Genomic DNA, 22820 nt, shown 5'->3' with positions numbered 1-22820 from the left:
TGAGGTGGTCTTATAAGCGCCGCAAACGGGCACCAGGAAGGTTAGGTCCGACACCAGACTGGTGCCCGTTTGCGGCGTCCAAGTGTGGTCTATTGGGCAGGGCTCAGGAGCCAGCTGGCAACATATCCGACGCTACCATTCGATAGCTGGACCTTATCCCATCCCCCTGTCTCGCCGAGCTTCCACAGCGTTTCCCCTGGCGCTGCCGTGCCCATGATGGCATAGTCTTTGCTTGGGCCCGAACGCACATTAATGTGGCCGGAGACGACCATCTTTACTGCGTCCGGAACAGGAGGAGTGCTGGTATCGGGATTGACAGTGCTGCTATCTCCTGCCGGCGTGGAGGTTACCGTACGGTTCCCGTTAGCTGCATCGCCCGTCGACGTGGTTCGAATCCGGGCGTTTGCCCCCATCCCGTCGGCGGGCATCCAATGCTCGGTCACGGATGGGTCTTGCACCGGGTCCTTCACATGGGTTCCGTATTCCAGTAGATGCTTTGTTGCATAACGAGCCTCCGTCGGATTGACAATCCAATAACTGGCGTCCTGTGCCACGGTGGGGTCAGGGTTATGGAACGAACCAGGTAGGGTCTCAGAGACAAGCGAGTAGTGTTTATACTCTTTCGCGTGAGCCGCCAAATCGATGACCTGTCCCAGGCTCATATCGGTATCAATGGTTCCCCAGAACTCCCGTATGAGTTGTGGAAGGCGGATGATGTTCGTAGGTTCCATTAACTTTTGTGAGAGTGCCTTAAGAAACTCCTGCTGGCGCTCGGTGCGGCCGATATCTCCCAAACGGTCGTGACGAAAGCGAACAAACCCTAAGGCCTGCGCGCCGTTCAAGGTTTGCACGCCAGGCTGGAGGTTGATGACTCCATACTGTTTATCCCCGGTCCGATAATACATGCGTTCCGGAACGTCGACACGGATACCCCCGAGCGTATCGATGATTTGGACCAAGCCCCCAAAGTGCGTCAAGGCATAGTCATCGATATGCACGCCGAGCAAGTCACTTACCATCCGTTCCGTTAATGCTGGGCCGCCCAACGACAAAGCTTCATTAATCTTTCCTTGATCTCCGTCCGGGAAGGTTACCTTGGTATCCCGAGGAATCGAAAGCAGTTCGATGCGGTTGTGCGCCCGGTCGATGCTGCATAAAATCAGAACGTCGGTGTTGCCACCCACCTGTCCCGGCCGGGTATCCGAGCCAATCAGGAGAATGTTGCTTCGATTCGGATCGGCAGGGATTTGGGATTTGTCTGCCAGGTTCGTGAACGTAGAACCGTTGGGGGAAGGCGCGACCTTGAGAGGACGTTGAAACGCATAATAGGTTACGCCCGCAGCACCGATCACGCAGGCCGTCGCAATGGTGAAGAGGATAGTTCGGCGCCGCCTCGTTCTCCGGCGGTCTTTGGTATACGGGTGCGGCGATTTTGGACGGCCTGGCATGATTCAGTCACTCTCCCACTCGAACAAAATCGAAAAAACACGTGTCCAACAATCAGTCGTGACGACCCTTCCAATCTTCATCCAATACTTGATTGCAATTTGCGCATATGTAACGATACGTCACGTTGGTCGTTCGGCCTTCAACCGGCAGGGAAGGATGAATCACGACACTGGCGTCCAGTTGTACAATTTTCTCCTCACGGAACCATGTATGGTTGCAGTTCGGACAAGCGTGAACATGTCGTTGATGAGCCATTTGTAGTCACCTCGCTCCTGATTATATAGAAGTTTTACCCTCTTAAACAAGCACATACAATGAATGCGTGCGTCCTTTCCCTGGATGGGTGAGCCCAACTTTTCGTCCTGTGAATCGGTGCTATAATGTGGGCAGTATTCACGTGAACATCGCAAGTATGGGGAGGATGGCGGTTGAATCCGTTTTTGCCGGATTGGATGTTTGCCGCATTCGCCATCGGCGGCTGGGAGTTGTGCCGCACGTTGGGACGAATGTTTCATATCATGACGCTTATGACGCGTCTCGGAGCCACCATCGTCGGGATTTGCGCATTGGTTTTGGCAGTTCGGTACGCCATACGGTTTGTCGGGCGAATCCGTCATCCAGAGCCGCCGCCCGATCCGGACGAATGGAAGCGCTATTAAGTCGAGGGGAGGACAACGGGGATGGGCGAAGTACGCCTAGAAAATCGCAATGGCGTCGCCGTGTTGACATTGGACAACCCGCCGTTAAACGTATTAAGTGTGGATATGGGGCGAAAAATTCGCGCGGCGGTGGACCAGGTGGGCACAGACAATCAGGTATTCGCTGTAGTCATTACGGGGCAGGGGAACCGTGCGTTCATGGCGGGCGCAGATATCAAAGAGTTTCCCGAATACATCGCCCAAGGCATTGCCGAGGAGATGGCGCTGCAGTTTGACGAGACGATGACGCGTCTCTATGAGCTGGGCAAGCCCACCATCGCCGCTCTCAACGGTGTGACACTTGGGGGTGGCTTAGAGCTGGCGCTTGCCTGCGATTTTCGCATCGCGGAAGAACAAATCCAGATTGGATTTCCGGAAGTGAAGCTCGGGGTATTCCCTGGTGCGGGTGGCACGCAACGGTTGCCGCGCTTAATCGGAGTGTCCCGGGCTAAGGAGTTGATTTTGACCGGGGAGCCCATTGACGCCGCGAGTGCGTTACAAATCGGATTGGTGAATCGGGTGGTTCCTAAGGGCCAAGCGTTGACAAGCGCCCTTGCGTTCGTGGAGGTTTTTCGGGAACGCAGCCTCGCGTCGGTGCGGCGCGCAAAGTTGGCGATTGATCAAGGCATGGAAGGAACCCTGGAAGCGGGGCTGCGCCTTGAGGCCAAATTATTTGGCGAGGTTTTTGAAACCAAGGACGCCCGCGAAGGGATTTCGGCGTTTATGGAAAAACGCAAGCCGCGTTTTGAACACAGGTAACGGTTACAAGCGAAGATCTATCCGCCAGCGAGGGCCGAGCCGAGTGATTCGTCTCGGTCCCTGTCTTATCAGGCGCGTCCGGACAACCTATAGCCACTCGCCGTCCGCGTTCCGGATGGGGCCGTACCGCGCCGGCTCGGGCAAGCCCAGGTGACGAGCTATGTCGGGATGGATGAGGGAAACAAGTTGCTCCAATCCGTCCATCAGACGTGGTGAAGGTCGGCAATAGAGTCCTTCGCACAGGATGTAGATGCGATGGTTTCGATAAGCGGGGATCTGTCCCCAGCCCTCACGCCGTGCGATTTTTTCAATCGGGACTTTCGCTTGCGGAATACCCGTCCAAACCGCGAACAGGTAATCGGGAGCGGCCGCAATCACTCGTCTTCCGTCATCGCGCACCTGTTGTCCGGGATCTTCGGCAAAGATGTTGATCCCGCCGGCCAACTCTGCCAGTTCCGTGAGCCAATTTGCGCCTGCTGGGGAGAAGATGGGGTTGGGCCACCATTCGAAATACAAGTTGGGCCTCTGCCGGAGTTTGGAGGTTGCTGTCGCGACCCGGTTCAGGCGCTGCGCGAGCGGACGGATGACGTTCACTTCCGCGTCCTTGACCACCTCATCACCGAGTGCCTGAGCCAGCCTCCGCAGGTCGTCAAAGATATCTTGAAAACTCGTCGGGTTCAGCACCAGCATCGGCAAACCGGCCTCTTTGACCTGTCGCACGACCCGCTCCATCCCCGGAACGGACAAAGAAGCCAGCACCAGGTCCGGTTTGATCCGGACCAGAGCGTCGATGTCAATGTGCAGGTCCGGTCCCAATCGCGGCAGGCTCTCGACAAGCGGGGCGGGATAATCGGAGTAGTTGTCTACGGCGACAAGACAGTCGGCCCTGCCCAGGGCACACAGGAGTTCGGTGTTGCTGGGGCAAAGTGACGCGATTCGTGGGTTACGCATCTTCACATTCGCCCTCCTTCGGGTTACACGGTCACCATATAGCTCGAAAACTCGGTACAATAGGGTTGATAGGGTGAGACCGCGATTTGATTTCGAGTGGGGGGACGGGCATGACGAATGGGACGGCGTTTGCCATAGGCGCCTGGTTCCTGTTAGGGTTGCTGGCCATGGTCACCACGTTCGGTGTCGGCGCGTTTTTGAACATGGTATTGCGACGCTGGTGGGTCTCTGTTTGCCTGTATGCGGCCTTTACCGTCTACGTACTGGTGAGCGTGGCAGCGCGCATGTCATTTCCGGAATGGGTGTTGTTCCTGGTGGGCTGGCTTGGCAGCCTGCTCGCAGCCTGGACTGTGCATGGACTAAAAAAACGTGGCTACCCATTGTTTTCCTGATAGAGGTTGTTCAGCTGCATGGACGCACCTGCGTTTAGCGATGCTTCGGGGAGAGGACGAGACGCCGTCGTCCTCTCCCGAATTTCAAGGATTCGCAGACCGTATCTACGGGAAGGCGAGCGGCCGAGTGAAGCCGCGATGAATTACTTACCGTACCGCTCGAGTGCCTCGGAAAGAATGCGCTCTGCGTCTTCGACCCCTTTCCAGCCGTCGATGCGTGTCTCTTTGCCTTCGAGGTCCTTATAGACCTGGAAGAAGTGGGCAATTTCTTTCAAGATATGCGCCGGGATGTCTTCCAAGGTCTGAACGTGCGCAAACCGCGGGTCTTTGGTGGCCACACCGATTAATTTTTCGTCTTGTCCCTTGTCGTCCGCCATCAGCAAGACACCGACTACACGCGTTTCAATCACGCATCCGGGGAATGTCGGATTGCTGACCAGAACCAGGGCATCGAGCGGATCGCCATCCTCGGCGAGGGTGTTCTGTATGTATCCGTAGTCTGCCGGATAGAACATTGGAGAATACAAAACGCGATCCAGACGGAAGACGCCCGCCTCTTTGTCAAATTCATACTTGTTCTGGCTTCCTTTGGGGATCTCGATAAATACATCCACATTGAATGTTTCGTTGGCCATCTGGTAAACCTCCCTATGCGTCACGGATGTCACACGACATCCTGTGAACTCTTTACCAATTCATTATAATGGATTGTATGCGGCGTGGGAACGGGCCAAGGGGCGTGTTGACGAAACCGCGCCGTGTCCGCCATCTTCTTGTCAGGAAACCGGAGGGGTGCAGTAAGTTGAACAAATGGATTTGGCCGGTCACGGCCGTTCTTGTCGGGGCCAGTGCGGTCATGCACTACATGCACGCGGCGGCCATCTGGGTGTTTCTGTTATCTTGCCTGAGCATTATCCCGTTGGCGGGGGTGATGGGAAGGTCGACCGAATCCATCGCCGCACACGCCGGCCCTCGTCTGGGCGGGTTGTTATCCGCCACGTTTGGCAACGCTGTGGAATTAATTATCGGTGTCATCGCCATCAAGGACGGGCTGTTGGACCTTGTCAAAGCGTCCATCACGGGTTCGATTTTGGGAAACCTCTTGTTCGTACTCGGCGTCAGTTTCCTAGTTGGTGGGATTCGCCACCCGATACAGAAGTTCAATATTCGTGCTGCCCGCAGTAATTCCTCCATGCTGGTGGCGGCCATTGGAGTTGCTTACATCGTACCGGCAATCTTTGTCTCGCGTACGCACGGGGCGCACATTCTGTTGTCGAGTGTGGTCGCCGCCGCCTTGTTCGTGCTGTACATAGCGGGGTTGTATTTCTCCTTGATTACCCATCGCGATTTGTTTACCTCGATTAACACGGTCGCGGCCGATCCGGACGAACAAGAACCTTGGCGGCTATGGCCAGCGGTCATCATCTTGTTCCTCACCACCATCCTGGTCAGCTTTGAGAGCGAGTGGTTGGTGGAGACGGTCAAGGAGGTCGGTCATTCGTTCGGGTGGAGCGAGTTGTTTATCGGTGTCATCGTGGTGGCGATTGTTGGAAACGCGGCTGAGCACGCGTCTGCTGTCATTATGGCCTGGAAGAATCGAATGGATTTATCGCTGGAAATTGCGGTCGGCAGCAGCCTGCAGGTGGCCATGTTTGTGGCGCCGGTCCTGTTTGGCGCAAGCCTTTTGCTCGGACATCCCATGTACCTGGTTTTCTCGTGGCCGGAACTGGCCTGCATGGGAGCCGGCGCGATTCTTATTGCGATTTTGATGATGGATGGAGAATCGAACTGGCTGGAAGGGGCCGTGGCGTTGGCCGCGTATGTGATTATGGCGGTAGGATTCTATTCATTACCAAGTTTTTAACCGCCTTGGCACGGGGCCGGCTTTGTCTGGCCCCCGCTGGTTCATCGGCTAGGGCTCGGCCCGCATGGTTTGACCCCCGCTTGGATAGGCGGTTCCGGCTAGCTCAGCTGGTTTGGTAAATACCCGTGTGCCTTCAGCGACTGTAAAATTGCTTCGATGTGGCCCGCGTCGCGCGTTTCGAGATCAATCTCGACCTCGGTCTGGCCGAGTGCGATGCGTGTGCCAACCCGGTGGTGCTGGATGGTCAACACGTTGGCGCCAAGACTTGCGAACACGTCCAGCAGGTCGCGTAGGGCACCGGGGCGGTCGGGGAGAGTCACGGAGAGCCGTAAGAACCGTCCGGACTCCACCAACCCGTGTTCGATAATCCGGGAAAGCATCGTGACGTCGACATTGCCACCGGAGACAATCACCACCACATCGCCGATGCCGCGCGGCACTTTCCCATAGGCGACAGCCGCGACCGCCGCCGCAGCGGCCCCTTCCGCGACAATTTTCGACCGTTCCAACAACAGCACCATGCTGCGAGCAATCTGCTCCTCTTCGACAGTAAATACATCATCCAGCCACCGTTTGACCAACTCATAGGTGATCCGCCCGGGCTCGGCGACGGCAATCCCGTCTGCGATGGTAGGCTGGACGTGGACTTTCGTGCGTTGACCGGTATCCATCGATTGACGAAAGGCTGGGACGGAGGCCGATTCCACGCCGAATACCCGGATGTCTGGGCGCACCGCCTTCGCGGCCATGGCGATGCCGGCCGCCAGTCCGCCGCCGCCGACCGGAACGACAATCGCTTTCGCCGTCGGCACTTGCTCCAAGACCTCCAAGGCAAGCGTGCCTTGTCCGGCAATTACGGCCGGATCGTCAAACGCGTGGACAAACGTGGCCCCGCGCAGGGACTGGAGTTCGCAGGCACGAACGTACGCCTCATCATAGGACGCCCCAGCCAAGACCACTTCTGCCCCATAGCGGCGGGTGGCCGCCACTTTGGCGAGGCTAGCGGCCTCCGGCATGACAATCGTGCAGGGGACCTGGTGGACGCGCGCCGCATAGGCCACGCCTTGCGCGTGGTTCCCGGCAGAGGCGGCAATGACGCCTTTACGCCGTTGTTCTTCGGACAAAAGGGCAATTTTGTTGTACGCCCCGCGGAGTTTGAACGATCCAGTCGTCTGCAGGTTTTCCATCTTCAAATACACGGGGTTTCCACACATCTCGGAGAAGGTCTGTGAGAGATCCACGGGAGTGGTCTGAATGACGCCAGACAGGCGTTGGCGCGCCGCCTTCACTGCGGCGAGATTCGGTACATCGTGAGCGCCCTGTGCTGTGGTCGACAAGCTGACTGCTCCTTTGCGACAGGAATCCGCAGGCGGCCCATTGGGCACCAGTGGATTGTCGCGAATTTTTCGGGTGTGATAGAATCAACTATATTGTAGCAGAGTCAATGGCGGTGAGTCAGGCCGCCAGGCGAGGGGGGCGGCGGAATGCTGCAGGTTGCTGACCGCGTACGGCCGGGATTGGACCGAATCCAGCCGTATGTACCAGGTTTGACAGACGACGAGATTAAACGGATGTATGGTGTGCAGCGTGTCGTCAAATTAAACGCAAACGAAAATGCTTTAGGACCTTCGCCGAAGGCTCTCGAGGCGATTGCTGCCGAGGCTAACATCCTCCATCTGTACCCAGACGGCGGCAGTGGCTGGCTACGTCAGGCCATCGCGGAGTTTCACGGCGTTCGGCAAGAGCAGGTTCTGGCGGGCAACGGATCGGACGATATCATCAAGTTGTTGGCTGAGACGTTTCTCGAGCCGGACGATGAAGTGGTCGTACCTACGCCATCGTTTTCCCAGTACGGGTTGGGCGCCGCCATTATGGGCGCGCGTCAGGTCAGCGTTCCATTGCGGGCAGACTTTAGTTACGATGTGGAAGCCATCTACCAAGCCGTCGGACCGAAGACCAAGGTCGTTTATATTTGTTCTCCCAATAATCCGACGGGGACGTTGTTCACGGCCGAACAGGCGGAATGGCTACTGGATGCGCTGCCCGAACACGTCATGGTCGTGTTTGACCTGGCATACAACGATTACACGGAAAATCCAGCGCGCGTACGCGAGAATCCGCGCTTGTTGAACGATCCGCGCGTCATCATTCTGCATACGTTCTCGAAGTTATACGGGTTAGCTGGTCTGCGCGTGGGTTACGGTCTCGCCCAGCCGGAGGTGTGGGAATTTGTGCATCGCGTGCGGGAGCCGTTCAACGTCAATCGGATGGCGCAGAGGGCTGCGGCCGCCGCGCTCAAAGACGAGGATCACCGCCGGCGCTCACGCGAACATGCAGAAAAGAGCCGTGAATATTATCGCTTTATCGCGGCCGACCTGGGGCTGGACATGGTACCCAGTGAAGCGAATTTCGTCTTAATACGGACCGGGGACGGGATGCAGACGGTGCGCAGCCTAATGTCGAAAGGGGTCCTTGTTCGGGCGGGTTTCCCAGGTGTCGAGGCGTACATTCGCGTCACGTTTGGGACGGACGCCGAGAATCAGGCGTTTCATGCGGCCATGCAGGAACTGCTGGCTGAAAAGGGATAAACCCGTAGCCCCGACAACAGCAAACTTCACGATAGAAAAGCGGTCCACCGTAAGTGGGGACCGCTTTTCGGTATGTCTTTCGAGGCTGCAAGTTACTGCGGCGGGGCGGATCGACATCGCCTTGCTTGACGTTACGGCGTCCTCGACGAAACCGGCGTGCTCACTGAACAACATCGTCGTCTGTCAACCGGAGCCGCCGGTCTCGGAAATACAGATAGATACCCAAACCGAGTCCGATGACAACCAGCGGCGCCGCCGTCCATTGCGCCGCGTCCCAGTGAAACAAGAAGCGCGGCGAGTCGCCCCGGAGCATTTCCAGGAAAAATCGGACCGCATTGTATCCCACCAAGTAGTACGCAAACAACCAGCCTTGCGGCCACCGGCGCTGCTTAAGGATGAGCAGCAGCGCGAACAAGATGATATCGGCTTGGCCTTCCCAGACTTCAGCCGGCCACAACGGTTGGTTCCCATAGGTCTGATACGCCAGGGTGGAATGCGGATACAAGAGCCCGAACCCACGATGCGTCGGATCCCCGAACGCGTCGCCGTTCATCAGGTTGGCGTCTCGCCCAATGCTTTGGCCGAGCAGCAGCGCGGGCGCGAAGATGTCGGCGAGAACCCAGAAGTTGAGACGATGACGCCATATGTACCAAGCCCCGGCAAGCGCCGCCCCGACAAAGCCGCCCTGAATGGATAGCCCGCCATGCCAAATCGCGATGATCTCGCTCGGGTGTTGCGAGTAATAGTTCCAGTCGAAAAAGAATACCTGCCAAAAGCGTGAACCTATCAATCCGGCAATCAAGAGCAAAGGGGCCAGGTTCCAAATGTGCGGTTTGTATTCCTCTCGCCCATCGGCGCTTGCAAAGTATAAAGCGGCTCCTAGTCCGAATAAAAACGCTGCCGCAAAGATGGTGCTGTACGCCCGCACCGGGAAGTTGCCAATCCAAAACCAGTATTGATGCAAGTGAAATCACGTCTCCTTGCGCACCCGAATCCTGCACGGCCTTGGGGACACGGCTGCCAAATTCAACCTGGCCGTCCAGCGTCCCCATTATAGCACACTACAGAAACGCCTCATGGAGCGCAAGGTATCCGGTTAGTTTTCACTTTCAATCGTCCCTTCCGGTGCATTGGCCGGCGGTTCTTCGCGTGCGACCTTTCGGTCACTGGTGACTGGGTTTTGATCTTTTAAATGAGAGACGGTTTGCTGCCCGGGACGCCAGGGCGAAGACTTGCCGAGTTTGTCTGGGTGGGTGGCTGCGCCATACGGGCCGTCCGGAAACTCTTCCAGCTGAAGGTCGTTTTTTCGCGCTTCCACCACATCCGTATCGGCCGGTTCCACCGGTCCGGGATTGTAGGTGCCGGAAGGGGTCGTAGCACCCACAGGGGGGGTGGGATTCCGTTCAAAGGAGTCATCGGGTGCGTAGAAAGTGGACATGGCTATCACCTCGTGGTTATAGTTTCATGGAGAAGGTCGCCCTATCCCCGGGAGTCGGTGAAGACTCAGGGGAAGTTTGAAACGAGGAAGGATGTTCATGACAAAGACTGTACGGGTGCGATTCGCACCCAGTCCGACCGGAGCGCTCCATATTGGCGGGGCGCGTACCGCGTATTTCAACTGGCTGTTTGCACGCCAAAATGACGGGTCGTTCGTACTGCGCATTGATGATACGGATAAGGCGCGCTCAACGGAGGAGTCGTATCGACAAATTTTAGAGAGTTTCCGCTGGCTCGGCATCGATTGGGACGAAGGACCGGATATCGGTGGACCATACGGTCCCTATCGGCAATCGGAACGGTTGTCGTTGTACCGGCAATACCTGAATCAATTGATTGCCGAAGATAAGGTCTATCCCTGTTTCTGTTCGCCGGAACAATTGGCACAAGACCGGGAGCAAATGCAGAAACAGGGCCTGGCTCCGCGCTACGTGGGACGTTGCCGAGAATTGTCAAAGGCCGAGCAGCAAGCACGCTTACAAAATGGCGATCCGCACGTTTATCGACTGCGCACCCCATCCGAGGGCGAGACGGTGGTTCACGATCTAATCCGCGGTACGGTTTCCTTTGCGAACCGTGAGTTGGACGATTTTATCGTCTGGAAAGCGGATGATACGCCGACCTATCACTTTGCTAGCTGTGTCGACGACATGACCATGCGTATCACGCATGTGATTCGGGCCGAGGAACACCTGTCGAACACCCCTCGGCACATCGCCTTGCTACAGGCGCTAGGCGCCGAGGTTCCTGTTTTTGCCCACGTCCCGATGATTCTGGCCCCCGACCGGAGCAAGCTGAGCAAACGCCATGGCGCAACCAGCGTGGAGGAGTTCCGGGAGCAGGGGATTTTGCCGGAGGCGCTCGTCAACTATCTGCTGCTTTTGGGGTTTGCGCCGGGAGACGATGTGGAACTGGTTGACCGGGACGAGGCTCTAAAGCGGTTTGACCTACGACGTGTGACCAAGCACGCAGCCATTTACGACGTAAAGAAGCTCGAGTGGATGAATGCGCAGTATATGCGCCGCTTGTCTCCAGACGTGGTGTTGAATAAAGTCTGGCCCGTCCTGTTAGAACGTGGTTGGGTACAAGCAGACATGAACGAGCAGGCGCTGTCCTGGGTGCGCACCGTCATCCAAGCGGTCCAGGCGCGGGCTCGCAGCCTGCCAAACCTGATTGAGAGCATGTCATATTTCTTTGTGGCCGATTTTTCTTATGACGAAAAAGGCGTCAAGAAACACTTTGCGAATGTAGAGACCGCTGAACGCTTGGAACAGGCGGCTCGTGCGTTGGAAGGCGTTCATCCTTTTTGGGTGACGGAAATCGAGGCTTGCTATCGACAGTTGATTGCCGACTGGGGCATCAAGGGCGGTCAGTTGATTCATCCCACCCGCCTGGCGATTACGGGCGTCACGGTGGGACCTGGCCTGTTTGATGTGATGGCGCTCTTGGGGAAACCCGAGTGTCAACGCCGCATGCGCACAGCCGCCGAGTGGATTCGTCGTCACAACGCCTAAGGTCTCCATGTCGGGAGGGGATGGGGGACCCGACGCGCACCGGCTGAATCATGTCGGGATGTTACCGAGGGTGGTAAGCCCCAACCTCGGGCATCCCGAAAGCCGGGAAAGAAACGGGAAAGAAAAATAAAATCACGTATTGACAAGCGCCTTTGCGCCCTGTATACTAACAAACGTCGACGGGCGATGACGAAAGCGACGACGACAAACGGCACGATGCCGGATGGTGTAATGGTAGCACGACTGACTCTGGATCAGTTAGTCTAGGTTCGAGTCCTAGTCCGGCAGCCAAAGGCCCTATCGTCTAATGGTTAGGACGCCGCCCTCTCACGGCGGTAATCGGGGTTCGAATCCCCGTAGGGTCACCAAGCGGGTCATTAGCTCAATTGGTAGAGCATCCGACTCTTAATCGGCAGGTTGAAGGTTCGAGTCCTTCATGACCCACCATAATTGAGTGTAAAATACCCCGTGGCTGGTTCAGCTTCGGGGTATTTTTATCTCACAGGTGATTTGTGCTGGGGTATCATGGGGAGAGGTTGTGATCGGGGGGAGAGACGTTGGACGTCCGATTGAACATATGCCGCCGACAAGTCGACCGATGGATTGACGACTTTGGTGAGGCGGTGTTTGCGGCTTGCTGTGAGTCAGACGGAGAACCCGTCGAGCGTTTTATTGAGGTGTACCAAGACGCGTTTCTGGCCCTCTATCGTGGGCGGGATCGACAGTTAACGGCTGCGCCGCGAGCGTGGCTCATCCGGCGGGCAGAGGACGGAACACGTCCCAAGGGAGACGCTCGGCAAGACAAGGCGGAAAAGCCGTCGGAGATGGCGTATGAAGCCCTGCTCTGCCAGACAAAAAAACGCGTGAGAGCGATCGCGATTGCGGAATGGGCTCGGCAGCAACAGCAGGGGCCTCGCTGGACTCGTTACGCGTTAGGGCTGACCGGCCTATTTGGACTTTTGGCCGTGGCGGCGGCGGAATTCAGCAGTGTTTGGTTGCATCCAGTGCACGCGGCCGCGGGCAATTCGGACAAAGCCCGCGCCTTGCCGCCCGTTCTCGCTAATCTACCGACGGCCACGCACGCCCAGTTTGCGGTGGAGGGCCAGCAAGTGTCCTTGGACCACGCGGCGGCAAACGACAACGCCCTGTTTCTCCCAAGGTTGCAGACCACTGACGCTAAGGGAACCCGAGAAATTGACGTTTACGGCTACCGTTTCCGAGACAGCGGTCGGCCGCTGGATGGCGCACAGAACTTGTTTGGACGAATTCGTCTCTTGCCTCCGGGTGGAAAGGGTGTTGCCGAGTCGGCCTGGAAAGTCGACGCTTGGTCGTTCCAACCAGCGGGAACCCGCTGGGCCATCGCGACGGTCGAGTGGCAACCACGCGACACGGAATCTGGCCCAGACGGTTCTGTGGTTCAACTGTACGCTCTCTCTCTGGAAAACGGGGAATCGGCTTTGGTCAAATCGCTGACGACGGGTGGGAGCGGTGCTGATGAATATATCATCGCTTCTGGCGCTGGGCGAGTCGTGGTCGAGGGGGAGGTCGGTTCCGCCGATACGGGCACGGCCGATACGTCCGTCGCCTTACCAGTGCAAGTGTATAATCTTGTAGGGGCCCACCCGCAGCACGCGCTCGTTCTGTGGAAAGAGCTTGCGGCACTTCATCATCCCCTCTATCGTCCGGTGGTAACGCGGACGGGGATTATCAGCCAGGCTACGGACACGAGCTCCGCCGGAGAGACGTCGTGGAATTTGCTGAATTGGAACGGGCAGGTCTCGGATTTAGCTGGCCCGCCGGCCGATGGTCAGCCCCATTGGGCGCTCGAGGGAGAGGATGGCCGTCTGTGGTGGGTGGAAACGACGCCGGACGCGCACCAAGGGGATAAGCGGTTGCAGGTCTTGATGGGTTCGCTAAATTCAACGTCGAATGTCGATCAATCCCCGGCCTTAACCCTCGATGGGTCGGTCCTGGATTTTCAGGTCAGCGGGGATAACCTGATCTGGTTGCAAGACGTAGGAAACATTCGTCAACTTGTGGTGGCTGAGGTGAAATGAACGTCCAAATTCGCGATAAGCTTCAGTTGTTGCCCGACAAACCGGGAGTCTATCTCATGAAAGATAGCTCCGGGAGAGTCATCTACGTCGGCAAAGCCAAGGTGCTGCGGAATCGGGTCCGGTCTTATTTCACCGGTTCTCATGACCGAAAAACGCAGCATATGGTTGCCAACATCGCCGACTTTGAGTACATTGTCACGGACAGCGTGGTCGAGGCGCTCGTCTTGGAGTGTAACCTGATTAAACAGTATTCTCCCCAGTACAACATCATGCTGCGGGACGATAAGGCGTATCCGTATATCAAAATTACGCACGAACAACACCCGCGCCTGGAGATTGTGCGGCGCGTGAAAAACGATAAAGCCAAGTATTTCGGACCGTATCCGAACGCCACTTCGGCGACAGAGACGAAACGCTTGTTGGAGCGGTTATATCCGCTGCGCAAGTGCAAGCGTCTCAAACCGAAGGTATGCCTGTACTATCACATCGGTCAGTGTTTGGGACCCTGCGAGTACCCGGTGGAGCCTGGGACGTATGAGCAGTTAACGGGCGAGATCGCCCGTTTTTTGAGTGGGGGGCATAAGGCTGTTCAGGAAGAACTGAGGCAGCGGATGGAGCGCGAGGCGGAGCAACTGAACTTTGAACGGGCGGCCGAGTTGCGTGACTTAATTGCGCACATTGACAGGGTCATGGAGCCGCAGAAGGTGTCCGTGCTCGATCAGACCGACAGGGACGTGTTTGGCTATTATGCAGAAAAAGGGTTGCTCTGTGTGCAGGTCTTCTATGTCCGATCCGGCAAGCTGATTGAGCGGTCTGTCAACATCCTTAAGCACTACGGCGATCCAGCTAACGACTTCATGTCCTATGTGGAGCAGTTTTACTACGAGCAGGCGGACATCCCGAAGGAAGTCTTGTTGCCGCAGGGGACCCATAGCGAAGTCTTGAGCGAATGGCTGGGTACGCGCTGTCTTCACCCGCAGCGTGGACAAAAGCGACAGTTGGTCGATCTCGCCTGCGAAAACGCCCGCCTGGCCCTGCTGGAAAGACTCAAGTTGCTGGAAAAGGATATGGATCGGACGTTGGGTGCCGTAGTGGCCTTAGGGGAAAAGTTGGGGATCCCGGAGCCGCGCCGCATCGAGGCCTTTGACAATTCGAACATCCAAGGCACGGATGCGGTCGCCGCTATGGTGGTGTTTCTCGATGGCAGGCCGGCGCGCAGCGAGTACCGCAAGTACAAGATTCGAACGGTGCACGGCCCGGACGATTACGAGTCGATGCGGGAGGTCATTCGTCGGCGTTATACACGCGTGCTCAAGGAGAAACTTCCCCTGCCCGACCTGATTGTCATTGACGGGGGCAAGGGGCAGCTGCGCGCAGCTCTGGATGTGTTAGAAAACGAACTGGACTTGGAATTGCCCGTCGTCGGACTGGCCAAGGACAATCACCACCGAACAAGCCAATTGTTCTTTCGGGATGAGGAGGAACCGGTGCCTATGGACCGTCATTCGAGTGCGTTTTACTTGTTGGAGCGCATCCAAGATGAGGTCCATCGGTTTGCGATCACGTTCCACCGGCAGCAGCGGAAAAAGTCTGGATTGGCTTCCCGTCTCGACGAGGTGCCAGGGATTGGCCCGCAGCGCAGGCGGCGTTTGCTGCAGCACTTCGGCTCTCTGAAAGGGATTTTAGAAGCGGACGTATCCTCGTTTCGCGAAATCGGGATTGGAGAAAAATTAGCGCGTCGGATACAAGAGCATCTTGCCGGGGCAGAGAGTACGAAAGACGGCGTTTCTTGACGCTGTATGTCGTAACCAGTACAATTTGCAGTGGACCGTCGCAGTGGACCGTCGCCACAACCGGGCAGGCAGTCGTGCTACGACTGCCCTTACATATGTATGGGTATGTTCCGGCAGGTGGAAAGACAGGCCCGTGAAACGGCGCCGTCACGGGCCGGCAACTGAAGGGAGGCACAGGCGTGGCTACTACCAACGCCCACACAGAGTTCATACTGCGTCGCCTACATACGCTCGCAGGTGTCATTCCGGTTGGACTGTTCCTATTGGAACACCTGTTCACGAACTCCATGGCTACATCGGGGCCGGAGACGTTCAACAGTGCGGTGTACACGATTCAGCACATTCCGTTTCTGCATTTCATTGAGTTCATCTTCATCTTCTTGCCGCTGGTGTACCACGGCGTGTTTGGTCTCTACGTCGCATTTACGTCGGGATATAACGCAGGTCAGTACTCTTGGGGCCGCAACGTGATGTTCGTATTGCAGCGAATCACCGGTGTCATCACGTTTGTGTTCATCATCTTCCATCTGTGGACAACCCGGTTTTCGGGCAAGGCGCCGACGTTCCAGATGGTGCATGACCTGCTGACCAATAACCCAGCGTATTTTTGGTTTATGGTCATCGGTGTCGTGGCGGCGACATTCCACTTCTCAAACGGACTCTGGTCTTTCTGTATCCACTGGGGGATTACGGTTGGTCAACGTGCCCAGAGGGTATCGGCCTACGTGTTTTTCGTGGTTTTCATCGTGCTTGCTGCGGTCGGTGTTGATGCTTTGATTGCGTTCACGACACAAACCGCGTAGGCTGAAGGAGGTAGACGTAATGAGCGATCAACGCATCATCGTGGTCGGCGGCGGTTTGGCCGGTCTGATGGCAACGATAAAGTGCGCGGAAGCCGGAGTCTCGGTCGATTTGTTTTCGCTGGTTCCGGTAAAACGTTCCCACTCGGTGTGCGCGCAAGGCGGAATCAATGGCGCGGTCAACACCAAGGGTGAAGGCGACAGCCCGTGGGAGCACTTCGATGACACGATTTACGGCGGCGACTTCTTGGCTAACCAGACGCAGGTTTTAGGCATGTGTGAAGCGGCGCCTGGCATCATTCACTTGATGGACCGGATGGGCGTCATGTTCAACCGTACCCCGGAAGGGCTGTTGGACTTCCGGCGGTTTGGGGGGACGAAGCACCACCGCACCGCGTTCGCGGGCGCATCGACTGGGCAACAGCTGCTGTACGCGCTGGACGAGCAGGTGCGCCGGCATGAGGTCGCTGGCCTGGTCCAGAAGTACGAGGGTTGGGAGTTCCTCTGCGCGGTTTTGGACGATGAGGGTATCTGCCGCGGCATTATCGCGCAGGATTTGCGTTCCATGGAAATCCACGCCTTCCGAGCGGATGCGGTCATCATGGCCACGGGCGGTTTGGGCATGGTGTTCGGAAAGAGCACCAACTCGATGATTAACACCGGGACGGCGCTATCGGCCTTGTATCAACAGGGGGTCTATTATGCCAACCCGGAGATGATTCAGGTACACCCGACGGCCATCCCGGGCGACGACAAGCTGCGATTGATGTCCGAGTCGGCCCGTGGTGAAGGAGGGCGCGTCTGGACGTATAAGGACGGCAAGCCTTGGTACTTCTTGGAAGAATGGTATCCGGAGTACGGCAACCTGGTGCCGCGTGACGTGGCCACCCGTGCAATCTTCAAGGTTTGTGTGGACATGGGGCTCGGTGTGGATGGACAAAACCAGGTGTATCTGGATTTGTCGCACATTCCGGCGGATGTCCTGAATGTGAAGCTGGGCAACATCCTTGAGATCTACGAGAAGTTTGTCGGCGAAGACCCGCGCAAGGTTCCGATGCGAATTTTCCCGGCCATGCACTACAGCATGGGCGGAATGTGGGTGGACATCAACCAACAGACGAACATCCCGGGGTTGTTCGCCTGTGGAGAATGCGAGTATCAATACCACGGCGCCAACCGACTGGGTGCAAACTCCCTGCTTTCCTGCATCTACGGTGGAATGATTGCCGGTCCGAACGCCGTCAATTATGCGCGCAACCTCAATAAGTCTAGCGCCGACATCGAGGCTTCCGTCTTTGAGCGGTACCGCAAACAGCAGCAGGACAAGTTTGAAGACTTGCTGAAAATGGAAGGGGACGAAAATCCCTATCAGCTGCACCGTGAACTCGGTCAGTTGATGACAGACAACGTGACGGTGGTTCGTTACAATGACCGGTTGCAGAAGACGGACGAGAAGATTCAGGAACTGATGGAGCGCTACAAGCGGATTGGCATGGCCGATACGTCGCGGTGGGAAAATCAAATGGCGCCGTTCACCCGTCAACTTTGGAATATGTTTGAGCTGGCCAGAGCTATCACGTTGGGGGCGCTCAACCGCAATGAGAGCCGCGGCGCGCATTATAAACCAGAATTTCCGGACCGTGACGACGAAAACTGGCTAAAGACCACCAAGGCCAAGTGGACTCCGGATGGACCCAAGTTCGAATACGAAGACGTTGACGTGTCTCTCATTAAACCGAGACTGCGCAACTATGCCGTCAAGAAGGAGGAGACCACCTGATGAGTGGCAGCGCAACGGCAGAACGGCAGACGGCTACGAAGACGGTGCACCTGATCATTGAACGCCAGGACGGTCCGAACTCACCGACCTACACCGAAGAGTTTGTCGTTCCCTACAAGCCGGGCATGAACGTCATTGCTTGTCTAATGGAGATTCAGCGGAATCCGGTGAATAAAGATGGCAAGCGTGTCGCTCCCGTGACCTGGGAGATGAACTGTTTGGAAGAGATTTGCGGCGCTTGCTCGATGGTGATTAACGGCAAACCCCGGCAGGCCTGTACCGCTCTGGTCGACAAGTTGGAACAGCCCATTCACTTGAAGCCGATGAGGACGTTTCCGGTAGTTCGCGACCTTGTGGTGGACCGCAGCCGGATGTTCGACGCCTTGAAAAAGGTGAAAGCCTGGATTCCGATTGACGGGACGTATGACCTCGGACCGGGCCCGCGCATGAACGAGCGGGATCGCCAGTGGGCGTATGAGTTGTCTCGCTGCTTCACATGCGGCTGTTGTGTGGAAGCCTGTCCGAATGTCAATGAACGTACGTCGTTCATAGGACCCTTTGCGATTTCGCAGGCTCGCCTTTTTAACGCCCATCCGACGGGAGCCATGCACCGAGCGGATCGGCTAGAGGCTTTGATGGAAGAGGGCGGCATCCACGAATGCGGAAATGCGCAAAACTGTGTACAGGTTTGCCCCAAAGGCATTCCGTTGACCACGTCGATTGCGGCCATGAATCGTCAGGTCACGTACCATGCCATTGGCGCATGGTTGAAAAAGTGAGCTGATGAAATCGGGCGCCCGGAATTGGGCGCCTTTTGTTCGGTTGCTGGTTTCGCCACTGGGCCATACTGAGAGGTATGGGGGTGGCGATATGAAACGGTCTTCGGAGACAGCCTTCATGGTGGCCGTCGCGGCACTAAGCCTGACCGCTACAGTCGGGCTGTTCAACGAGTTAAGACCCGATGGTCAAGGCATGCGGCTGGCGGCAATGGCGAACTCCGTTCGCGAATGGCTGGCAACCCATCCAATTGGGGACGAGCTAGAAAAACGGTACACCGTAGCTGGCACAGTGCCGGCACCAGAACAGGGCGCGCACGCTTCCACGCAGGCGGCGAGCGCCGCCGACCTGCAGGTCTCCGGCGCGGCGGATGTGGCGCGTATGTCCGCGATTCTGGAGAATGTTATCCACTCGCTGAAACCCGACGACTGGAAGGCGTTGGGGAGTGCCTTGACGATGACAGATGAACACAAGGCCAAAGACATTTTTGTGCGCGTGTTATCAAGCCATTTGCAGTCCCAGGATGCAAAGTGGCTTCAGCAGCATTTTCACGGTCGCACGGCCTTTGATGCGGAAGATGTGCGCCTGCTCCGTTCTGCCTTTTCGGAGGTAAAGGGAGAACTTACACCCGACGAGCAGCGGATGTTGATGAGTCAGCTTGGGCTTTGGCTGTCGAATTAACACGAAATTTGGTATTTGCAGGGCGCTTGACTGTTTTTCGCGAACTGTCCGTGTTAGACTAGCGACTGGGCTCGACAAGCGGCGTGAGTGCGCAGGCGTTCGGTTCCAGCATACATACGTGAAATGGTTGTGGAGGAGGAGAACGAGAGGTGTCAAAGCGGAGCCAGCAACTGGTCCAATACCTGGTCGACATTTCGACAAACCTTCGGGAGGCCGCGAATTTGTTCGGTGAGGGGCTTAAGGACCTATCACACCCAGAGTTCCTGGCCGCCAACGTCAAACGGTTGGAGGAAAAAGGTGACGACCTGACCAGCGAGCTAATGTCACTGATTAACGCCACTTACATTACCCCGTTGGATCGCGAAGATTATCTGGAATTGGCCCTTCATATGGACGATATTGTCGACGGATTGGAAGCTTGTACCGTACGCTTTGACTTGTATCAAATCACCGAGCCGACGCCGGTGATGTTTGAATTTGCGCAGAACATCGCGGAGAGTGTCGACGAAATTGCGGCTGCGATGTCAAAGTTGCAGGCGCGTAAGCTTTTGGAATTACGCGAACATACGCAGCGCTTGAACCACCTGGAGAAAACGGGGGATGCCTTGCTGCGCACGTCGCTGCGTGCGTTGTTCAACGAATCCACGGACGCGATACAGTTGATTAAACTCAAGGAAATCTACGAGATTCTGGAGAGCATTACCGATAAATGTGAAGATGTGGGCGATGTACTCGATTCCGTGATTGTGAAAAACGCGTAGGAAGGTGCGACATGTCCGGAATCATCATACTGATTATCGTGTTAGCCGTTGTTTTTGATTTTAGCAATGGATTTCACGATACGGCGAACGCAATTGCGACCACGGTTTCCACACGAGCCCTGTCTCCGCGTCGGGCTGTTATGTTGGCCGGTACGCTCAACTTCATTGGGGCCCTGGTGTTTACCGGCGTGGCGAAGACGATTGGGGGTAACATTGCCGATCCGTCCACGCTTCCGCATGGCATGCGTATTGTCTTGGCCGCCCTCATCGCCGCGGTCGTGTGGAATGTCTTAACCTGGTACTTCGGGATTCCGAGTTCTTCGTCGCACGCCCTGATTGGTGGGCTCAGCGGGGCGGTGGTCGGGGCGGCCGGCTTTCACGCCGTTCACTGGTCCGGCTTCCTCACCATCATCGAAGCGCTGGTGTTTTCACCGATTGCTGCGGTCATCTTGGGCTACATCTTGATGACGATTCTCAAGTGGCTGTTCGGGAGTACGTCTCCCCACAAGGCCAATCGGGTCTTTCGTACGCTCCAGATTTTTTCGGCAGCGTTCCAGGCGTTTAGTCATGGGACCAACGACGCCCAGAAAACGATGGGCGTCATAACCTTTGCGTTAGTAGCGGGTGGTTTCCAGTCGACATTACAGGTCCCGTTGTGGGTGAAGGTCTTGAGCGCCGTCGCAATGGGGGCAGGGACAGCCTCGGGTGGGTGGCGGATTATCAAAACGGTCGGATCGAAAATCATTAAGTTGGAACCGATTAACGGATTTGCGTCTGATTTGACGTCCGCTACGGTCATCTTGACGGCCACATTGTTCAAGCAGCCGGTGAGTACGACGCACGTGATTTCATCCGCTATCATGGGAACTGGAGCGGCGAAGCGTTTCCATCAAGTCAAGTGGGGCATGGCGTTGCGAATTGTTGTCGCATGGGTTATCACTATCCCAGCCACGGGGGTATTGGCCGCTTTGTTGTCCCGGATTTTCCTGTTATGATGGGGTGGACTGCGCAGTATAGGCGCAGTATAGCAGTATAGGCAAGGAACGAGGAAGGCCGATGCAAAAAACTTCATTATCACAATAAGATCATAACAAAGGCGCCGTATGGAACGGCGCCTTTGGCAAGTTCCGCTATCGAGCAACCCCGTCTATCGAGTCACTGCACCGGCAGTCAACGCTTGCTCGACGGCTTGCCATTCGTCTTCGTCCTCAATGTTCGACAAGGCAGGGTTTCCGGCCGTGTCGTAGACCACTTTGACCAAAGCCATTTGTTCGGCGTTCTCTGCGCTTTGCAGCAGCACATACTGGCGTTCGTTCACAACAAACGATTCACCCACATAAAATGGATGCGCCTGCCCATGTTCATCTTGCAGATATAAGACCGATGTATTGCTGCAGGAACACTGGTCATGACCACAACCGCACGCCATCCTCAATACCACCTTCCCTTGCTTCCATGATAACAGAGTGAGCAAGGAAAGGCACGAAGTCAGGAAGAAACCCCTACTGCCGAGGGGCGTAGGGGTGAATAGCCTCAGATGGTGATCTCCCCCAAGCGCACGAGTTCGACGACAGCCTGCGAACGCCCTTTGACGTTGAGTTTCTTCATGACGTTGGAGATGTGGTTCCGAACCGTCTTCTCGCTGACGAACAGTTGCGCGGCGATCTCTTTGGTCGTTTTGTCTTGAACGAGCAGTTCAAAGACTTCGCGTTCCCGGTTGGTTAGAAGCGATTTGGTGCGCATGTCTTGGTCGCCCGACATATCTTTCTATCCCTCCTTGTCGATCGGTCTACAAGTTCGGGATACAGTCAGGGTATAGTATGTCGGCCTGAGATCGCGCGTGCGAGCCAGCGAAAACATGGGCAACCGGGCAAATCAGCGAGGAAATGCGATTTGCAAACCGGAGTGGAACGCAGGTGAGCCATTGACGCTGGTTGGACCCCGTGTTACAATTCGTGGGAGTCTGGGACGACTTTTGCCTGAATGAGGTGTGTGGTTTGAAGCCTTGCCTACCAGAGTACGTCGTCGAGATCGAACAAAGGCTGCGTCAGATATCTTCGCTTGTTCGGCGTCGCGGACGTGCTCTGTTGGAGCAGTATGGGATCACACCTCCGCAATTCGATGCCCTTCTGATTCTCGACAAAGAAGGCGATTTGACGATAGGGGAAATGAGTGTCCGCCTGGGTTTGGCTTACAGCAGCACCACAGACCTGGTGGATCGACTGGAACGGGCTGGATTTGTGGTTCGCCAGCGCGACAAAGCGGATAGGCGTGTCGTACGGGTCTGTATGCAACCGTCCGGGGCGCAGTTGATTGAGGATGTCCTCGATGCACGTCGCGCCTATCTGGCAGGTATCCTTGAGCCCCTTGGACCAGAAGAAAAAAAGGAAGTGTTGCGCGTACTCGACGTTCTCCATGCACACATGGCGAAATGATTCAACACTCGTTGCCGCGGCACG

The 22820-nt window shown here is 56.4% G+C and carries 23 protein-coding genes and 3 tRNA genes; 18 read left to right on the top strand and 8 right to left on the bottom strand.

Features of this window, described 5'->3' with window-relative positions; all coding sequences use genetic code 11:
• Positions 1–89: 89 nt before the first annotated feature.
• Positions 90–1448 (bottom strand): LCP family protein, encoded by a 1359-nt coding sequence (locus H522_RS17250; RefSeq protein WP_051343752.1) that lies wholly within the window; start codon positions 1446–1448, stop codon positions 90–92.
• Positions 1449–1877: 429 nt separating this feature from the next.
• On the opposite strand from H522_RS17250, the gene H522_RS0103020 reads away from it, so the two are divergent.
• Together H522_RS0103020 and H522_RS0103015 are read left to right on the top strand one after the other, a co-directional pair.
• The gene (locus tag H522_RS0103020; protein ID WP_026961175.1) at positions 1878–2108 is read left to right on the top strand and encodes a hypothetical protein; all 231 of its coding nucleotides are present in this window, start codon (positions 1878–1880) and stop codon (positions 2106–2108) included.
• 21 nt (positions 2109–2129) lie between these two features.
• Positions 2130–2906, top strand: a complete 777-nt coding sequence (locus tag H522_RS0103015; protein ID WP_026961174.1) for an enoyl-CoA hydratase/isomerase family protein — start codon at positions 2130–2132, stop codon at positions 2904–2906.
• Between the two features lie 87 nt (positions 2907–2993).
• Here the strand turns inward: H522_RS0103015 and H522_RS17245 are convergent, their stop codons facing one another.
• Positions 2994–3857, bottom strand: coding sequence for an ABC transporter substrate-binding protein (locus H522_RS17245; protein WP_081411839.1), 864 nt, complete (start codon positions 3855–3857; stop codon positions 2994–2996).
• Between the two features lie 110 nt (positions 3858–3967).
• Between H522_RS17245 and H522_RS0103005 the strand changes: the two genes are divergently transcribed.
• Positions 3968–4249, top strand: coding sequence for a hypothetical protein (locus H522_RS0103005; protein ID WP_026961173.1), 282 nt, complete (start codon positions 3968–3970; stop codon positions 4247–4249).
• A 143-nt stretch (positions 4250–4392) separates the two neighbouring features.
• Here H522_RS0103005 and H522_RS0103000 read toward each other — a convergent pair whose 3' ends face one another.
• Complete coding sequence (locus H522_RS0103000) at positions 4393–4884, bottom strand: inorganic diphosphatase (protein ID WP_026961172.1); 492 nt, start codon at positions 4882–4884, stop codon at positions 4393–4395.
• Between the two features lie 167 nt (positions 4885–5051).
• On the opposite strand from H522_RS0103000, the gene cax reads away from it, so the two are divergent.
• Entirely contained in the window at positions 5052–6113 is a 1062-nt protein-coding gene (gene cax / locus H522_RS0102995; protein ID WP_026961171.1) for a calcium/proton exchanger, read from the top strand.
• A 98-nt stretch (positions 6114–6211) separates the two neighbouring features.
• Here the strand turns inward: cax and ilvA are convergent, their stop codons facing one another.
• Entirely contained in the window at positions 6212–7450 is a 1239-nt protein-coding gene (gene ilvA / locus H522_RS0102990) for a threonine ammonia-lyase (RefSeq protein ID WP_035452332.1), read from the bottom strand.
• A 147-nt stretch (positions 7451–7597) separates the two neighbouring features.
• On the opposite strand from ilvA, the gene hisC reads away from it, so the two are divergent.
• The gene (hisC, locus tag H522_RS0102985) at positions 7598–8701 is read left to right on the top strand and encodes a histidinol-phosphate transaminase (protein ID WP_026961169.1); all 1104 of its coding nucleotides are present in this window, start codon (positions 7598–7600) and stop codon (positions 8699–8701) included.
• Positions 8702–8861: 160 nt separating this feature from the next.
• Here hisC and lgt read toward each other — a convergent pair whose 3' ends face one another.
• Entirely contained in the window at positions 8862–9665 is an 804-nt protein-coding gene (gene lgt / locus H522_RS0102980; protein ID WP_026961168.1) for a prolipoprotein diacylglyceryl transferase, read from the bottom strand.
• Between the two features lie 132 nt (positions 9666–9797).
• The gene (locus tag H522_RS17240) at positions 9798–10139 is read right to left on the bottom strand and encodes a hypothetical protein (RefSeq protein ID WP_035452329.1); all 342 of its coding nucleotides are present in this window, start codon (positions 10137–10139) and stop codon (positions 9798–9800) included.
• A gap of 97 nt (positions 10140–10236) precedes the next feature.
• Here H522_RS17240 and gltX point away from each other — a divergent pair, with 97 nt between their 5' ends.
• The 12 genes from gltX (at position 10237) to H522_RS0102915 (ending at position 21356) form a co-directional block, all read left to right on the top strand.
• Entirely contained in the window at positions 10237–11712 is a 1476-nt protein-coding gene (gene gltX, locus H522_RS0102970) for a glutamate--tRNA ligase (protein ID WP_035452327.1), read from the top strand.
• 217 nt (positions 11713–11929) lie between these two features.
• Positions 11930–12003: transfer RNA gene (locus H522_RS0102965), tRNA-Gln, on the top strand.
• 2 nt (positions 12004–12005) lie between these two features.
• A tRNA-Glu gene (locus tag H522_RS0102960) sits at positions 12006–12080 on the top strand.
• Positions 12081–12083: 3 nt separating this feature from the next.
• Positions 12084–12159: transfer RNA gene (locus H522_RS0102955), tRNA-Lys, on the top strand.
• A 110-nt stretch (positions 12160–12269) separates the two neighbouring features.
• Positions 12270–13769 (top strand): hypothetical protein, encoded by a 1500-nt coding sequence (locus H522_RS0102950; protein ID WP_026961166.1) that lies wholly within the window; start codon positions 12270–12272, stop codon positions 13767–13769.
• Positions 13766–15562, top strand: a complete 1797-nt coding sequence (gene uvrC, locus H522_RS0102945) for an excinuclease ABC subunit UvrC (protein ID WP_026961165.1) — start codon at positions 13766–13768, stop codon at positions 15560–15562. The genes H522_RS0102950 and uvrC overlap by 4 nt, the downstream gene beginning before the upstream one ends.
• A 179-nt stretch (positions 15563–15741) precedes the next feature.
• Complete coding sequence (locus H522_RS0102940; RefSeq protein ID WP_026961164.1) at positions 15742–16365, top strand: succinate dehydrogenase cytochrome b558 subunit; 624 nt, start codon at positions 15742–15744, stop codon at positions 16363–16365.
• Between the two features lie 19 nt (positions 16366–16384).
• On the top strand, positions 16385–18142 hold the full coding sequence (sdhA, locus tag H522_RS0102935; RefSeq protein ID WP_026961163.1) for a succinate dehydrogenase flavoprotein subunit: 1758 nt from the start codon (positions 16385–16387) through the stop codon (positions 18140–18142).
• Positions 18142–18921, top strand: a complete 780-nt coding sequence (sdhB, locus tag H522_RS0102930) for a succinate dehydrogenase iron-sulfur subunit (RefSeq protein ID WP_026961162.1) — start codon at positions 18142–18144, stop codon at positions 18919–18921. Before sdhA ends, sdhB begins: the two co-directional genes overlap by 1 nt.
• A 91-nt stretch (positions 18922–19012) precedes the next feature.
• A complete protein-coding gene (locus H522_RS0102925; RefSeq protein WP_026961161.1) occupies positions 19013–19600 on the top strand; it encodes a hypothetical protein in 588 nt (195 codons plus the stop codon).
• A gap of 149 nt (positions 19601–19749) precedes the next feature.
• On the top strand, positions 19750–20361 hold the full coding sequence (locus H522_RS0102920) for a DUF47 domain-containing protein (protein ID WP_026961160.1): 612 nt from the start codon (positions 19750–19752) through the stop codon (positions 20359–20361).
• 11 nt (positions 20362–20372) lie between these two features.
• Positions 20373–21356, top strand: a complete 984-nt coding sequence (locus H522_RS0102915; protein WP_026961159.1) for an inorganic phosphate transporter — start codon at positions 20373–20375, stop codon at positions 21354–21356.
• Between the two features lie 152 nt (positions 21357–21508).
• Here H522_RS0102915 and H522_RS0102910 read toward each other — a convergent pair whose 3' ends face one another.
• Together H522_RS0102910 and H522_RS0102905 are read right to left on the bottom strand one after the other, a co-directional pair.
• A complete protein-coding gene (locus H522_RS0102910) occupies positions 21509–21790 on the bottom strand; it encodes a DUF1292 domain-containing protein (RefSeq protein WP_026961158.1) in 282 nt (93 codons plus the stop codon).
• A 104-nt stretch (positions 21791–21894) separates the two neighbouring features.
• The gene (locus H522_RS0102905) at positions 21895–22122 is read right to left on the bottom strand and encodes a helix-turn-helix domain-containing protein (RefSeq protein ID WP_026961157.1); all 228 of its coding nucleotides are present in this window, start codon (positions 22120–22122) and stop codon (positions 21895–21897) included.
• A gap of 236 nt (positions 22123–22358) precedes the next feature.
• Between H522_RS0102905 and H522_RS0102900 the strand changes: the two genes are divergently transcribed.
• Positions 22359–22796 carry a MarR family winged helix-turn-helix transcriptional regulator gene (locus H522_RS0102900; protein ID WP_026961156.1) on the top strand — a complete coding sequence of 146 codons (438 nt, stop codon included), beginning with the start codon at positions 22359–22361 and terminating at the stop codon, positions 22794–22796.
• Positions 22797–22820 lie beyond the last annotated feature (24 nt).

Source organism: Alicyclobacillus herbarius DSM 13609, from assembly GCF_000430585.1.
Lineage (GTDB): Bacteria > Bacillota > Bacilli > Alicyclobacillales > Alicyclobacillaceae > Alicyclobacillus_G > Alicyclobacillus_G herbarius.
This window is presented reverse-complemented; position numbering and strand designations above follow the sequence as displayed.